Genomic DNA, 13971 nt, shown 5'->3' on the forward strand with positions numbered 1-13971 from the left:
TTTTTTTAATAAAAATTTGAAAAAATTATGAATTTAATTTTTTAATACTTTCCTTTGTGTTGTAATAGTAATTAAACGTAGAGTATAGTATTAAAAATTAAATTTATGTGTGGAATTGTTGGTGCTTTTGAATTAAAGCCGTCCTCCTCGGAGAAGCTTAGACCGCAGGTCTTGGAGATGTCTAAACGAATTAGACACCGCGGACCGGATTGGTCTGGAATTTTTACTAGCGAAAAAGCGATTTTAGCGCACGAGCGTCTAGCAATCGTTGACCCGAAATCGGGCAGTCAGCCGCTTTTTAGCCCTGATGGTCAGGTGGTGTTAGCAGTAAATGGCGAAATATATAATCACCAACAATTGAGAAATACATTGCCGAATTATGAATTTGCGACACAGTCGGATTCGGAAGTTATTCTGGCACTTTACCTGGAGAAAGGTCCTGTGTTTATAGAGGATCTAAATGGTATTTTTGGTTTTGCGTTATATGATGGTCGCGATAATTCCTATTTAGTCGCTCGTGATCATATGGGGATTATTCCTCTTTACTACGGCAAAGATGAGGGGGGGCAGTTGTTTGTTGCCTCCGAACTGAAATCATTAGAAGGGTTTTGTGTCGAAATTGATCAATTTCCTCCGGGTCATTGTTTATACAGTAAAGAAGGGAAGGAGCCTCAAAAATGGTATATGCGCGAGTGGGAATCGTATAACGAAGTGAAGGATGCGGAAACAGATATTGCGGAGTTGCGTCAAGCACTGGAAGATGCTGTTCAACGCCAGTTGATGTCTGACGTACCCTATGGGGTTTTACTGTCCGGCGGACTGGACTCTTCGGTGATTGCCGCGGTGACTAAAAAATTTGCATCCAAACGTATTGAAACTGGTGGTAAGGAAGAGGCTTGGTATCCACAGTTGCATTCATTTGCTGTCGGATTAAAGGGAGCGCCTGATTTGGTCGCTGCTCAAAAGGCTGCTGATCATATCGGCACCATTCATCACGAGATTAATTTTACTATTCAAGAAGGTCTCGATGCAGTTCGCGACGTGATTTATCATTTAGAAACATACGACGTAACCACGGTAAGAGCCTCTACGCCGATGTACTTGTTGGCTCGTGTCATCAAGTCTATGGGAATTAAGATGGTGCTCTCAGGAGAAGGGTCTGATGAGCTATTTGGGGGATATTTATATTTTCACAAAGCACCGAACGCGCAGGAATTTCATGAAGAGACAGTCCGTAAGCTAAAAAAGCTGTATCTCTATGATTGTTTACGTGCTAATAAATCGCTTGCAGCATGGGGGGTAGAAGGACGTGTCCCATTTTTAGATAAGGAGTTTATGGATGTAGCTATGCGCATAAATCCAGCGGACAAAATGATTAGGGATGGAAGAATGGAGAAATGGATCGTTCGTAAGGCGTTTGAGGATTATCTGCCGGAAAGCATTGCTTGGCGTCAGAAAGAGCAATTTTCGGATGGTGTGGGGTATAGCTGGATAGACACCTTGAAAGAGCAAGCAGAATTACGTGTGTCTGATGTGGAATTCGAGACAGCCTCCGCCCGGTTTCCTATCAATACCCCTAAAAATAAGGAAGAATTTTTATATCGGACGATTTTTGAATCGTATTTTCCATCGGAGGCTGCCGCGAAAACGGTACCTTCGGTCAAATCGGTCGCATGTAGCACACCGGAAGCGCTAGCATGGGATGCTTCTTTTCAAAATTTGAATGATCCATCTGGGCGCGCCGTGGCGAGTGTGCATAATGAGAGTTATGTGAAAGCGACAGAGGCAGTTTAGATCATTTGGAGGTATGTCAAATAGAACCGTAGCTTATCGGTTCTTTTTTATCTCGCGATCTTGGATACATTACTTAAGTACGATGCATAGATATCTTTGAGAAGGTGAAGAGATATAGATAAGTGCCAAAAGAAAAGCTCCTGTACACCACAGGAGCTTTTCTTGCCTTAAAACTTAACTGCTTGCTTATGATTATTTTACTTCTATTAGGCGCTTGGCGACAATCGCATCCTCTTTTTTGCCCACAGATACGGATAGTACACCATCGGTATAAGCAGCGTCAATGCTGTTGTAATCTACCGTCTCGGGCAAAGTAAAGGAGCGGGTAAAAGAGCTGTAACTAAATTCGCGCTTGCTGTATAATTTTTCCTCGGTTGTCACTTCCTCTTTTTTCTCTACAGAAATCGTGATAAGATTTTTGTCTACGTTGATCTTAAAATCCGACTTCTGCAAACCAGGCGCTGCTAATTCGATCCGGAATGCATTTTGGGTTTCGGAAATGTTTACTGCGGGAACACGTGTTACTAAACGGTCTGTAATGAATGAATCATTAAAGAAGCTGTCGAAAATGCTGTTCACATAAGGGTTAACTGCATCTGAGTTAACTGTTTTTGTTGGAAATTTGATTAAAGCCATGTTAATATCCTCCTAAGTTATATTCTTTATTTTTTAATTACGATTGATGGTGATCAAATGATATACCAATGATCCAACAAGTTATTTTAAAGACATTTTGTCTTATTAACCCGTGTTGTTGCTGTCATTTTGTCGATATTTACTAGTCTTGTCTCAAGTGTCTGTCGAACGGTTTTACATAACTCGTGTTGGTTAGGTAGATAAGCATCTAGTACTGAGATAGAAGATGATGTTATAATTTTAAATCGTCGTGTTGAGGATTTGCTCGTGGTTGAATATTACTCATCACCAATTATCGACTCGGAGTCAAAGAAATGGGTTAGAACTTTATACAACGGGTACCTTGACGTGCGTTTGGATGTAATACAAAGTGCGCGGATGTATAAATGGAGAGTCTATCTATATAAGATGTTTAAACTAAAAAGTTTACGCACTTGCGGGCGTGAATTTGCGTAATGACCATTCAACGAGCAACAAGGAGTTTTGGTGTTCGGAAGGTGGGCGGGCGGTATCGCAGGCTGCTGCAAAAGTGTAGAGTTAATTAATTTTTGGTTCTTAATCAGTTTGTTGAATGAGTTTTTAGACCTCTAGAAAAAACAATTACAGTTGTTTCCTGTAGTGTAGTTTAACAGAGGAATGTGCATGATCTTTACCGAAAGGTGGGGTCGTTTTTCTGATCATGACATCGATCTCTACGGCAAAACTATAACAATCACGTGCTACAGAAAGTATTTCTTCGGCAGCTGACTCCAATAGTAAACGTTCTCTTTTCATGACACGGCTCAAGATAGCAAACAGCCCCTCGTAGTTGATTGTATTTGATAATTGTTCTGCATCGGGATTTTGAAAAGGAAAACGAACGGCCACGTCGACAAAAAACTCGTTTCCGAGCAGACGCTCCTCTGCATAATAACCAATGGGGGCGTAGAAACGAACATTGGTTAGGGCTACTTCCTGCGTGATTTGACTCATAACGCAAACTTAAAAAAATAAAATTAATCCGTATTATTGTTTTCCTAAAGATCATCAATAATGAAGCTAAATCTATTACAGACCTTATTGCTCCTATCAGTCTCTACGTTGGGATTGGCACAAACGAAATTTAAACCAGAGGATACGGAATTTTACACCCCAAAGCCGCCTATTGTCAAGCTTAAGGAGGGAGTGCCTAGTGATGCTATTGTTCTATTTAATGGTCAAAATCTAGGTCAATGGACTAGCAGCAGCAATCCTCAGCAAGCTGCTGCCTGGACTATCGACGGTCAGGAACTGATTGTGAAACCTTCTTCGGGAAATATCCAAACGAAGCAGACCTTCGAGGATTTTCAGCTACATATCGAATGGAAAAGCCCTGAAGTGATCAAAGGGAGTGGTCAAGGCAGGGGAAATAGTGGGATATTTCTGCAGGGGCTTTATGAAATTCAAGTACTTGACAATGCCGATAATCCAACTTATGTCAACGGTCAGGCTGGAAGTCTCTATAAACAGCGACCACCATTGGTAGAAGTACATGCTGATGCAGACGGATGGCATCGTTACGATATCATTTATCGTGCGCCACGGTTTAATAAGGACGGTATGCTTGTCAGCAAAGGAATTGTAACCGTTCTGCATAACGGTGTACTCGTGCAGAATAATGTCCAAATCGAAGGGACGACAGAATATATTGGTCTTCCGAAGCTCAATGCACATGGTGCTGGGCCGATTATTTTGCAGGATCATGGGAATCTAGTGCGTTTCCGTAATATTTGGATTAGGCCATTGTAACTCTATCTTAGTGAAACAGACTGGACATTTCAGTTTAGCTTTCGTTTTTCTAATTTAGCGGCTGGTTAAAGTGGGAAGATGAAGCGATTGTTGTTGCCGTAGGTCGCACCTTCGTCTGTGTTAGAAAAAAGTAAAACATGTTGATCACTCATTGTAATCCTACTGTTTGGCTCATCTTTGGCTTACGGACAGCGGAATTTCAGCATAGATGAAACCGTATACGGGCCGACGCTATTTGTACCAAAAAGTTGGTCGTTCCGCAATGGATTCCGGGGATAGGCGCGTTTAGTTATGTGGATGGCAATCCCAGACCTTAATCCGACGTACAGCCAAATCAGGGTGTAGTACTGAAGAATTAGTTGCCGTGCAGCGCTTTACGGATCTTGTTATCATTAAAAATGGGGGTGTTGATGACGGCCGTTGCAATATGCCGGTTTTTGGGGAATTTCCCTATATATGAAACGTCTGTCGGCTTCTATCGTTTTGATGCTTTCTTTACATTTTGGCATTGCCCGAGACGGCACTTTTAACGTAAAGATCTTCCAAGACGGAAAATACATTGCTAGAGTTAGAGACCGGGTAGCGCTCGAGAGAAAGCCTTTTCAGATTGAAGTGGAACAAGTCATTGAAGGCGGTGTGTTTGTGGGGCTCCGTTTACCGAGGGACGGTATCATTCCGCTTTAGGTGAGGGTACTTTGGATGTTCCTTGGTATGTCGAACGGGAATGGCCGATGAGCTTTATAATAAAGATAAGGCAATTATGATATCCAACGAAGCGCCTAATTATTGGTATTACTCTGATATGGATGATCATCGATTTGACCGTGATCCTCGCGAATCATATGGTCGGTTCATAGGACGTCGAACGATTTCCAGATTTGCTTTTCTAGAACCTTACCATTTGGTTTCAGTGGAAACGGTGAAAAATGATTTGTATTTGGTGTTTTATCAATCAGATTATGATGTTGACCAGGACATGTTTGAACCATCGGAACCGATGGCTATTCACATTGTCTGGAAACAATAAAAAAAGATGAGGGTAAATGAAAAACTGAATAAATAGTTTATCTTTGTCTATTATGAACAGTATTTCACTATATAGGGTTCTCACTGCGCGTGTTAGAATGGCGTAATTTCTAGGTTCCTGGCCTAGGTATCCCCTAAGAGTAGATGAACTCTCATCTATTCTGTTGCTAGTTATTTTATTGAATGGAAGCCTTTGGCTTGTATGTTTTAAATATACTTTTATGAAAAATTCTTGGAAAAGGAAGTTTCTGTTTATCTGGATTGGGCAATTTGTATCCTTGATTAGTAGTTCTGCTGTCAATTTTGCGATCATTATCTGGTTGAGTTTGGAATATGGTTCAGCAGAAGTTTTGGCATATGGCGCGATCGCGGGAATGTTGCCGGCGGCTGTCATTGGTCCCTTCGCAGGCGTGTTTATTGATCGCTGGGACCGTAAAAAGACAATGATGCTGGCAGATTCATTTGTGGCAGCCTGCACGTTGGTCATGTCTGTGAGTTTTTATTTAGGGAATGAAAGTTTGGTGTTGATATATGTGATGCTTGGTTTACGCTCTGTTGGCTCAGCATTCCACATGCCGGCGATGCAGGCAGCAATCCCAATGATTGCTCCGGAAGATCAGTTGTTACGTATTGCTGGCATAAACCAGATGATCCAGTCGATTTCATCCATAGCGGGACCTGCCTTAGGAGCATTAGCTATATCGTTGATGTCTATTGGAAATGTGTTGCTGTTGGATATCGCTGGGGCTATTATTGCAGTGGGTTCTCTGTTGTTTGTCTCTATTCCGAACCCGGACATTAAGGAGAAAGCAAAAAGTAGCGTACGACAAGTATGGGCCGATTTGAAGATTGGACTTCAGGAAATCTTACATAACAGGGGACTGTCCTGGTTGTTCCTGTTTTCCACGATTGTAACCTTTTGTATCATGCCCGTTGCGGTATTATTTCCCTTGCTGACATTGAATCATTTTCAAGGCGGAAAATGGGAGATGAGTATCATTGAGATGGTTTGGGGTATAGGCATGCTCATTGGTGGAAGTTTAATTGGTATTTTCAAACCATCGTGGTCGAAAATAGTCATCATTAATATCATGCACATCGTATTGGGAGGCTCTTTAGCACTTTCTGGATATCTGCCAGCCGACGCTTTCTATGTTTTTGTCAGCGTAACAACATTGGGAGGGATTGCAGCAGCCATTTACAATGCTTGCTTTATGACGGTTTTGCAAGAGGAAGTGAGACCCGAAGTGATGGGGCGGGTGTTTTCGATGTTCTTCAGTATTGTTGTTATTCCAACGGTTGTCGGTTTACTAGGAACGGGATGGGCGGCTGATTTCTTCGGCGTAAATAATATGTTTATCGCATTAGGATTACTAATCGTCATTGTCGGTGTAGTGTCTTTTTTTAACCGGTCGCTGATGCTATTGGGTAAGCGTTTTTCTTAACTAAAAATAAGAGAAAGAGCCAGGTGGGATAGTACATCTGGCTCCTCTTTCTAATATAGATATTATACTATTGTTTTTATTTGTTTTTCAAAGTCTGTCGATGTATTCGTCCCGCCATTACAGAACAGATTGTTAAGTGGGCGTTCTGACAGGCTGAAAACAGCTCGATCTAAGCTACGTCTCGTAAATCCACTGGCACTACGCGCGATACGCCTTGTTCGACCATGGTGACCCCATAGATAATATCGGTACTGGCAATCGTACGTTTATTATGTGAAACAATAATAAACTGTGAGTTTTTTGAAAAATCACGAATAATATTATTGAACTTATCAATATTTGTATCGTCCAATGGAGCGTCAACTTCATCAAAAACACAGAATGGAGCTGGTTTTAATAGGTAGAGTGAGAACAGCAATGCCGTTGCCGTTAGAGTTTTCTCTCCACCGGATAGCTGATTGATAGACAACGGCCGCTTGCCTTTGGGGCGGGCAATAATGTCAATATCAGACTCCAATGGATTGTTAGGGTCAGTTAATATCATGTCACAGGAATCTTCCTGATTGAATAAAGATCGGAAGACTTGAATAAAATTGTCGCGTACGGTATTGAACGCGTACATAAACTTATCATTAGCTGTTTGATCAATCTCATTAATTGTCGCCATCAATGATGCTTTTGCCTCTAATAGGTCATCTTTCTCTTTCGAAATAAACGTATGGCGCTCGTTCATCTCATCGTACGCTTCTTTAGCCATAGGATTGATGGTCCCATAGCTATCTAACTGTTTTTTTAGTTTTTCGCACGTTGTGGTTAGTTCTGCTTGGCTTGCCGTAATTTCGGGCATCTCTGCATCTAGCAAGGTGTTTAAGTTGATGTTAAATTCGACGGCAAGTCGTTCTTTCAATGTGTTTAACTCGATTTGTAGAGCCGTTTTCTTATCCTTAAGTTCTGTGAGCAAAAAGTCATTCTGGTCCTTCTTACGTCGTCTTTGGGTTATTTCTTCCTCGAGATCATTGATTTTTTTTCTAGATGTGAAAAACTCCTCCTCGATCTCTTGTAATCCCTTTTCTAGCATTTCTTTTTGGGTATACATCTCTACGAGATCATCGTCGTTATGGTCAGCGTTTTGTTGTACGGCGCTTATATCTAATTTAATCTGTTCAAACTCCCTCGCGTTTTTTGCAATACGAATTTCGAGTGTCTCCTGTTGGCTCTCACGGTATTCTACATCTTTTTGAAGGCTGGATACCTTATTTTGCTGTTGGTGAAAACGTATATTATCCTGGTTGAAAGATGTAGATTTCTCATTTAGCGTTTCCGAAAGCTCCGTATATGCTTCTTGCAAGGCTATGAGTTCCCTCCCCAGATCCTCTTGTTCAATTTTTAGCTTAGTTAAGTCCGGTTCCGCGTTGTCAAGTTCTTGATTGATTGTTGTAACTCTGTGTTCTATATCCTGTTTTCTGTCCTGACTATTGTTTATAAAGCTTTGATATTGTTCCTGCTTTGTTTTTACCGATATTAATTCATTATTAAGGCGATTCAAGATATTGCGGAGTTCGTCGATCAAATCCCGTTGAGAAGAGATGCGTAAAGTCGCTAATTGATCTACGTAATCCATTTCTAGGGCTTGAAGATCCTCTATTTGTTTATTCAAATCCTTGATCTCTTTCGCTAGGTTTTCCAAGTTTTTAGCGCGCCCGATTCGTTTGCCTTCAAATAGTCCAACGGATCCACCGCTCAGAGCGAATAAACTTTTTGAGAATTTGCCTTTCGGATGGAGAATGATTCGATCGTCGTTCGGTAACTCTTCTTCCAGAGAATCCGTCTCCTCTGGTTTTAAGAGGAATACATGGCGCAACAGATGCTCACATAAAGCCATATATTTTTTTTCAACTTGGATTACATCGAGTGCGGGTATTGTGCGAATAGACGGTAAGATAAGCGACGACGGTGTCAGCTGTTGTACGGCCTCTAGCACAAAGAAATTGGCTCTACCTCGGGAGGCGTCGCTCAAAAGCTGAATGGCTTGGATAGCTTCTTTCTGATTTTCTACCACATAGTGATTCATTACAGGCTCCAAATAGTTTTCAATGGCTACCCGGTATTCTTCCTGACAAAATAGGATATCAGAAAACAAAGGATATGGTTTTTTCCAACCCGCATTTTTTCTCAGGAATTTTATAGATTCAGGAAAACCTTCTAGATTATCTACCAGCGATTTGGTTAGATTGTATTCATTTTGCTTGGCATCCACCAAGCGAGCTTCTCGGTTGATTTGATTTCGGGTTTCGCCTAGCAGTTCTTCCAGTTTTTGCATGCGCTGTTGCAACTCTTGTTCTGCCTGTATGGCTATGTCGTACTGTTGCTGCTGTTGATCTACGCGGGTTTCTAATTGAGCAACCGAATGGTTGAATTCGGACAATTCCTCCTCTTTCGAGCTGGTATCATGGACGGTACGTAACGATTCCTGTTGTAACGCTTCTTTCTGAATATGTAATACCGCAATGTCTTTTTCGAATTTGTAAATGCTGTTCTGCAAGTCGGTGCTTTGGCGCATGTACTCGTCTAATTTGGCTCTAGATGATTGTTGTTGACCTCTCAGCTCATCCATTTCAGCTTTGTTTTTTTCAATATCGCCTTGAAAAATAGTTAAGGAGTTTTGTTCTTCAAAAAGCTCCTCTTGTAATCGCTTCATCGTGTGGAGGACATGCTCTAACTGTGCTTTATCTGTCGCGAGTTCAGCTGTAAGTCGAGTTTCTTTGTCTTGAAAGTGTTTGATCTGCTCATTTTTTATCTTCCTGTCGGATTCGTACGTACGGATTTTGTTGATGTACTCATTGGTGCTTTTCTGTTGTGTAGCCAAACTCTTCTCCTTGAAAAGTAGGTCTTCTCGTAAGATACGTAACTGATTTTCTTGATCGGTAATAATCGTATTTGTCTCCGAGATAGACTGTTGTTGCGTCTTTTCTTGCTCCGCAATACGCTCCAGATCGCGGCTGAAGCCCTCTAGACGATAATAGGCTAACCCGACGCTTGCCTCGCGATATTCTTCCTTGAGCTGGAAATATCGGTCTGCTTTTTTTGCCTGCGACTCCAGTTGTTTTAGGTTTTTGTTGATTTCATATAATAAATCGTCTACACGAGAGAGGTCAGCCTCCGTATCTTTGAGTTTGACGAGCGTTTGTTTTTTTCGAACTTTATATTTAGAGATACCGGAGGCTTCTTCGAATAGATTGCGTCTAGAGTTATCCTTATTATTGATGATTTCATCAATCATTTTGAGTTCAATTATAGAATAAGAGTCTGCTCCCAATCCCGTGTCGAGAAACAAGTCGGTTATATCTTTCAGACGGCATTTAACATCATTCAGACGATATTCACTTTCGCCGTTACGATAAAGTTTACGCGTGATTGTTACCGTGGAGAATTCGGTAGGTAACAGTTGGTTGTTGTTCTCAAAGGTCAGAGAAACTTCCGCTAGATTTGCTGGTTTTCGGTTTACTGTACCATTGAAGATAATGTTCTCCATTTTCTCGGACCTCAGCATACGGGTGCTTTGTTCGCCTAATACCCATCGTATGGCATCTACAACATTCGACTTCCCACAACCATTAGGGCCTACGATGGCTGTAACACCCTCGTTAAAATTAATGGTAATTTTATCGCCAAAACTCTTGAAACCTTTAATTTCTAATTTTGTCAACTGCATAAATGACGCCTCTTTCTTCTAAAAATTGAAAGACGAAAATACAGAATTTTAAACAGAACTGAAATTTATCCGATGGACAGAAAATTAAAAAATCGTGGAAATTTTTGCAGATCAGTTGTTGGCTTTGGCACGTGTTTTTTTCAACATGGTGGACATGCCTGTATCGGTAGGATAGAAGCGGGTGCCTTGTTCAAATATTAGCAATGCAGCCTTGTAGTCGTGATCGTAAAACTTTTGTAACCCCAAGTTATAAATGAGCGTTTTCAAATTTGGAAACGTGATGATTTCATTCAAGTTAGGTGTTTTTTTTATTTCCGAAAGTAAAATTTGGTAATAGTTATTTGCTAAGGTGTACTGATTTGCATCGAAGGCTATCCTGCTCAACTTGATACATTCAATAATTTTCACCGTACGCACCCGGTCGTTGTTCTTGAGAAAGGGGTAATTTTTTGTCCATGAATTTATGTTGTTAAAGTTGACCTCCGGATCTTTTTGGTTGGCTAAAGTATAGATAAATACTTCTCGAAGGATATTATGGGTAACAGTATCTTTTTGATTGAATGTGTAGTACTCTTCCAGCAACAGACGAGCGGAATCCGCGTTGGAAAGGTGGAAATAGCGAATAGCGGAATCTCTTAGGTTGTCGTAGTACAGGCTATCTCTGACTACTGACGAAGGAGCTATTCCGAGGACGGTGGTATTCGTAACCTGTGCATGACAAGAAAAAGCACTAACAAATGCATAAAAAAGAAGTAGCAGTTTGAAAATAATCTTCATAATCTGTTGTAATTTCAATTGGTTGTTTCACTTATACTAAGACGAATGAACTTGGGCAAAGATAATAAAAGAGGACAACTTTGATTTTCTTTAAAAATAAGTGAACTGTCGAAACAATGCGTAGCATAGTCAAAAAAAAAGCACCCTTTACAGCGTGCTTTTACAAATCCTATGTTACGGGCTAAAATGATTTTAATGGGCAATGACACCAATATAAAGCGGCATATTGCTATCTCCTTTAGTACCAATTAGGATGATGGTGTAGTAATATCCTTTGGTGAAATTGTAGTTTTCGCGTTTAGCAATTTCATTGCCCGATGCGTCGGTAATGCGAAGGGATTGTGAGCCGCTTTCTTTGGCTATAAATGTTTGGTTTTGTACGGCAGATGCACCGGTTTCTACCGGCCGATTATCAAATGCAGGTGTATCGCTATCGCCCATAAATAGATTTACATTGGCTACATCGTTGGCCAGATTTAAGAAGCGAAAAGCCGTTTTGTCGCCCAACCCCTGTATGCTTTTGTCTTGCGTCATGGCAAACTTCGGATGAGCTGTCGTTCCATAAACGAAGGAAGAGTATGCGGTGCTATCGTTCACGGTAATGGTGGAGTCTATAACTGTTTTATTTTGACTTCCTGAGAGCGCTCGTAGGTTGCGGCTACCCGCATAAAGCGCCGCTTTTGAATATTCTTTGTGAGCTACAGGTGCATAACCGGCGTTTAATGTCCGGCCATCGATTTGATAATACAGTCCGCTGGCATCGGGATATGCATTGACAAAAGTCATAAAGCCTGCGGGTACCGGAACGTAGTCGTCGTCTTTTAAGCAGCTACTAAAAGATATAAGAACCATGAAGAGGCAGATGAATAGCTGTATAGATACTTTTTTCATGTGTCGTATGTTTTTGGAAATAATACGGCGCATATCTAGGTATTGCTACAACAGCAAAAAAAAAAGTTTTTATTAGAGTTTGTATGCTGTGGCGGATAGGCTACAAGTTTGAATTTTGCAACTGAAATGTTTTTTTTATTTATCGGCAAAGTAGAATTTTGTGCCGCTATAGTAATGTCAAATGAATAGATTTTTAGAACTTCCAATTTGGATCAAGGTTGTCCTGAGTGTTGTTTTTGGTGTGATTTTAGGCTGTGGATTAGGCGAAGTTTTGTTTCGGGTGTTTACTATTTAAAAAAAAAATAGCATTTTAGGTGTTAAATGCTATTTTCATTCCGGCTTTTTTTCTTTTCATGCTGACTGTTAAAGTTCGATATTTCGATAATCCGGGGAATACTACTCTTCGGTGCCATGTCACGAAGTTTTTTAAGGCGCTTTGCCCGTTTAAATACTTTAAACTTCTTGTTATCTCTATAAAGGTTCCAGTTCATCAACATGACGCTGAACAAAACAACTATAAGCCCGCCAATCTGTAAAGCCGTTACATGATGACTCGTAAAATAATGTGCGAGGATAAGGGCGACTATTGGATTAATATAAGCATACGTGCTGACTTCTGTAGCCGGACGATGCTGAAGAAGCCAAATGTAACTACCAAACGCAAGAATAGATCCCATGGTCGCTAAGTAAGCCATAGCCCCCCAATCCGCTAGCATAACATGGTCCAAATTGAAGCGGGCATATTCACCGCTAACAAGCGCTACAATTGTAAAAGAAATCCCGGCCGATACCATTTGCCAACCTGTTTTAACCATGACATGCAGATCAGCTTCGCTGGAAGCGCCTTCCTTATCCTTTCTTTCTTTGCTGTATTTGGAAATTAGAGAACCGATTGTCCATCCGATAGTGCCCAATATGAGCACTATCATAGCAATTAATTTCATATCCTGTTGCCCATTTTCGGAGTCCCCAGCAAATAACTGCTCGGCAAATAACATGAACACACCAATAAATCCAAACAGTAATCCTAACACAATAGGAAGACTAGAAAAATTTTGCTTCCACTTTGGTTTATCAAAAACGACAAACCAAATGGCCGCAGCAGACGAAAGTATAGTGACAATAGCACTAGAGATATATTGTTCCGACCAAATGATGGCGGCCATATCCACGAACAACAATAGGAAACCAATAAAAAGTGCATCCCTTACGACAGACTTTATATATAATTTATAACCTCGAAGCCAGCAATAGCTCATAAGCATACTTCCCGCAATAATAAAGCGGATAGATCCTAGCACAAATGGGCTGAAGCCTCTTAATGCTTTTTCTATAAAAAAGAAGGTTGAACCCCAAACAATATACACGACGAGATAAGCAAAAATAATGCTTGCCATTACTGGAGATTCTTGAGGGCGCTTTGTCATTTTATTTTTTTGATGGAATAACTAATTTTTGTTCCTCCTTTACAGTTTCTAATACGATCGTCGTGCGGGTAGAAATGATTCCCTCAATTTTCCCTAAGGAGTTGCGCATTAAATCCACTAAACCCGAGGCATCATTTGTTCGCACTTTTATTAGATACCCATCATCTCCTGCAATGTCATGTACCTCTTGTACCTCTGGTATTTCTGCTAATAACAGCCCTACTTTTTGAACACCGATAATGTCTTGTGCTTTAATGAAGATAAACGATAAGAGTTTTTGATCTAAAGCGTTCGGATTAATCTTGGCGTTATATTGTAGGATTACCTCTTTTTGTTCCAATTTTTTTACACGTTCTAATATCGCTGACGGTGCCATACCGAGCTCCCGAGCGATGTCCGCGTTGTTTGTACGCGCGTTATCCTGCATAATGCGTAAAATCTGATAATCGATTTGATCGAGATTGTATTCCAATTTTGCCATAATCCTGCAAAGATA

The 13971-nt window shown here is 40.8% G+C and carries 12 protein-coding genes; 5 read left to right on the top strand and 7 right to left on the bottom strand.

From position 1 onward, the window contains the following. The first annotated feature begins 105 nt into the window (after positions 1-105). Positions 106-1794 carry an asparagine synthase B gene (gene asnB / locus ACFSR5_RS00530; RefSeq protein ID WP_380899600.1) on the top strand — a complete coding sequence of 563 codons (1689 nt, stop codon included), beginning with the start codon at positions 106-108 and terminating at the stop codon, positions 1792-1794. 192 nt (positions 1795-1986) lie between these two features. Here asnB and ACFSR5_RS00535 read toward each other — a convergent pair whose 3' ends face one another. Together ACFSR5_RS00535 and ACFSR5_RS00540 are read right to left on the bottom strand one after the other, a co-directional pair. After that, on the bottom strand, positions 1987-2430 hold the full coding sequence (locus tag ACFSR5_RS00535) for an Hsp20/alpha crystallin family protein (protein ID WP_380899602.1): 444 nt from the start codon (positions 2428-2430) through the stop codon (positions 1987-1989). 600 nt (positions 2431-3030) lie between these two features. Next, entirely contained in the window at positions 3031-3402 is a 372-nt protein-coding gene (locus ACFSR5_RS00540; protein ID WP_380899604.1) for a dihydroneopterin aldolase, read from the bottom strand. Positions 3403-3462: 60 nt separating this feature from the next. Between ACFSR5_RS00540 and ACFSR5_RS00545 the strand changes: the two genes are divergently transcribed. The 4 genes from ACFSR5_RS00545 (at position 3463) to ACFSR5_RS00560 (ending at position 6668) form a co-directional block, all read left to right on the top strand. After that, complete coding sequence (locus ACFSR5_RS00545; RefSeq protein WP_380899606.1) at positions 3463-4197, top strand: 3-keto-disaccharide hydrolase; 735 nt, start codon at positions 3463-3465, stop codon at positions 4195-4197. 456 nt (positions 4198-4653) lie between these two features. Next, complete coding sequence (locus ACFSR5_RS00550; RefSeq protein ID WP_380899608.1) at positions 4654-4881, top strand: hypothetical protein; 228 nt, start codon at positions 4654-4656, stop codon at positions 4879-4881. A 76-nt stretch (positions 4882-4957) separates the two neighbouring features. Further along, the gene (locus tag ACFSR5_RS00555; RefSeq protein ID WP_380899610.1) at positions 4958-5224 is read left to right on the top strand and encodes a hypothetical protein; all 267 of its coding nucleotides are present in this window, start codon (positions 4958-4960) and stop codon (positions 5222-5224) included. A gap of 220 nt (positions 5225-5444) precedes the next feature. Continuing rightward, positions 5445-6668 carry an MFS transporter gene (locus tag ACFSR5_RS00560; RefSeq protein WP_380899612.1) on the top strand — a complete coding sequence of 408 codons (1224 nt, stop codon included), beginning with the start codon at positions 5445-5447 and terminating at the stop codon, positions 6666-6668. 169 nt (positions 6669-6837) lie between these two features. Here the strand turns inward: ACFSR5_RS00560 and smc are convergent, their stop codons facing one another. From smc to ACFSR5_RS00585, 5 genes are all read right to left on the bottom strand, one after another. Continuing rightward, positions 6838-10380 carry a chromosome segregation protein SMC gene (gene smc / locus ACFSR5_RS00565; protein ID WP_380899614.1) on the bottom strand — a complete coding sequence of 1181 codons (3543 nt, stop codon included), beginning with the start codon at positions 10378-10380 and terminating at the stop codon, positions 6838-6840. A 111-nt stretch (positions 10381-10491) separates the two neighbouring features. Continuing rightward, a complete protein-coding gene (locus tag ACFSR5_RS00570) occupies positions 10492-11157 on the bottom strand; it encodes a hypothetical protein (protein ID WP_380899616.1) in 666 nt (221 codons plus the stop codon). Between the two features lie 192 nt (positions 11158-11349). After that, positions 11350-12048, bottom strand: coding sequence for a DUF4397 domain-containing protein (locus ACFSR5_RS00575; protein ID WP_380899618.1), 699 nt, complete (start codon positions 12046-12048; stop codon positions 11350-11352). 317 nt (positions 12049-12365) lie between these two features. After that, on the bottom strand, positions 12366-13475 hold the full coding sequence (locus tag ACFSR5_RS00580; protein WP_380899620.1) for an EamA family transporter: 1110 nt from the start codon (positions 13473-13475) through the stop codon (positions 12366-12368). A gap of 1 nt (position 13476) precedes the next feature. After that, positions 13477-13956 carry an Lrp/AsnC family transcriptional regulator gene (locus tag ACFSR5_RS00585; RefSeq protein ID WP_380899622.1) on the bottom strand — a complete coding sequence of 160 codons (480 nt, stop codon included), beginning with the start codon at positions 13954-13956 and terminating at the stop codon, positions 13477-13479. Between the last annotated feature and the right edge of the window lie 15 nt (positions 13957-13971).

This window comes from Sphingobacterium suaedae, from assembly GCF_042684625.1.
Classification (GTDB): domain Bacteria; phylum Bacteroidota; class Bacteroidia; order Sphingobacteriales; family Sphingobacteriaceae; genus Sphingobacterium; species Sphingobacterium suaedae.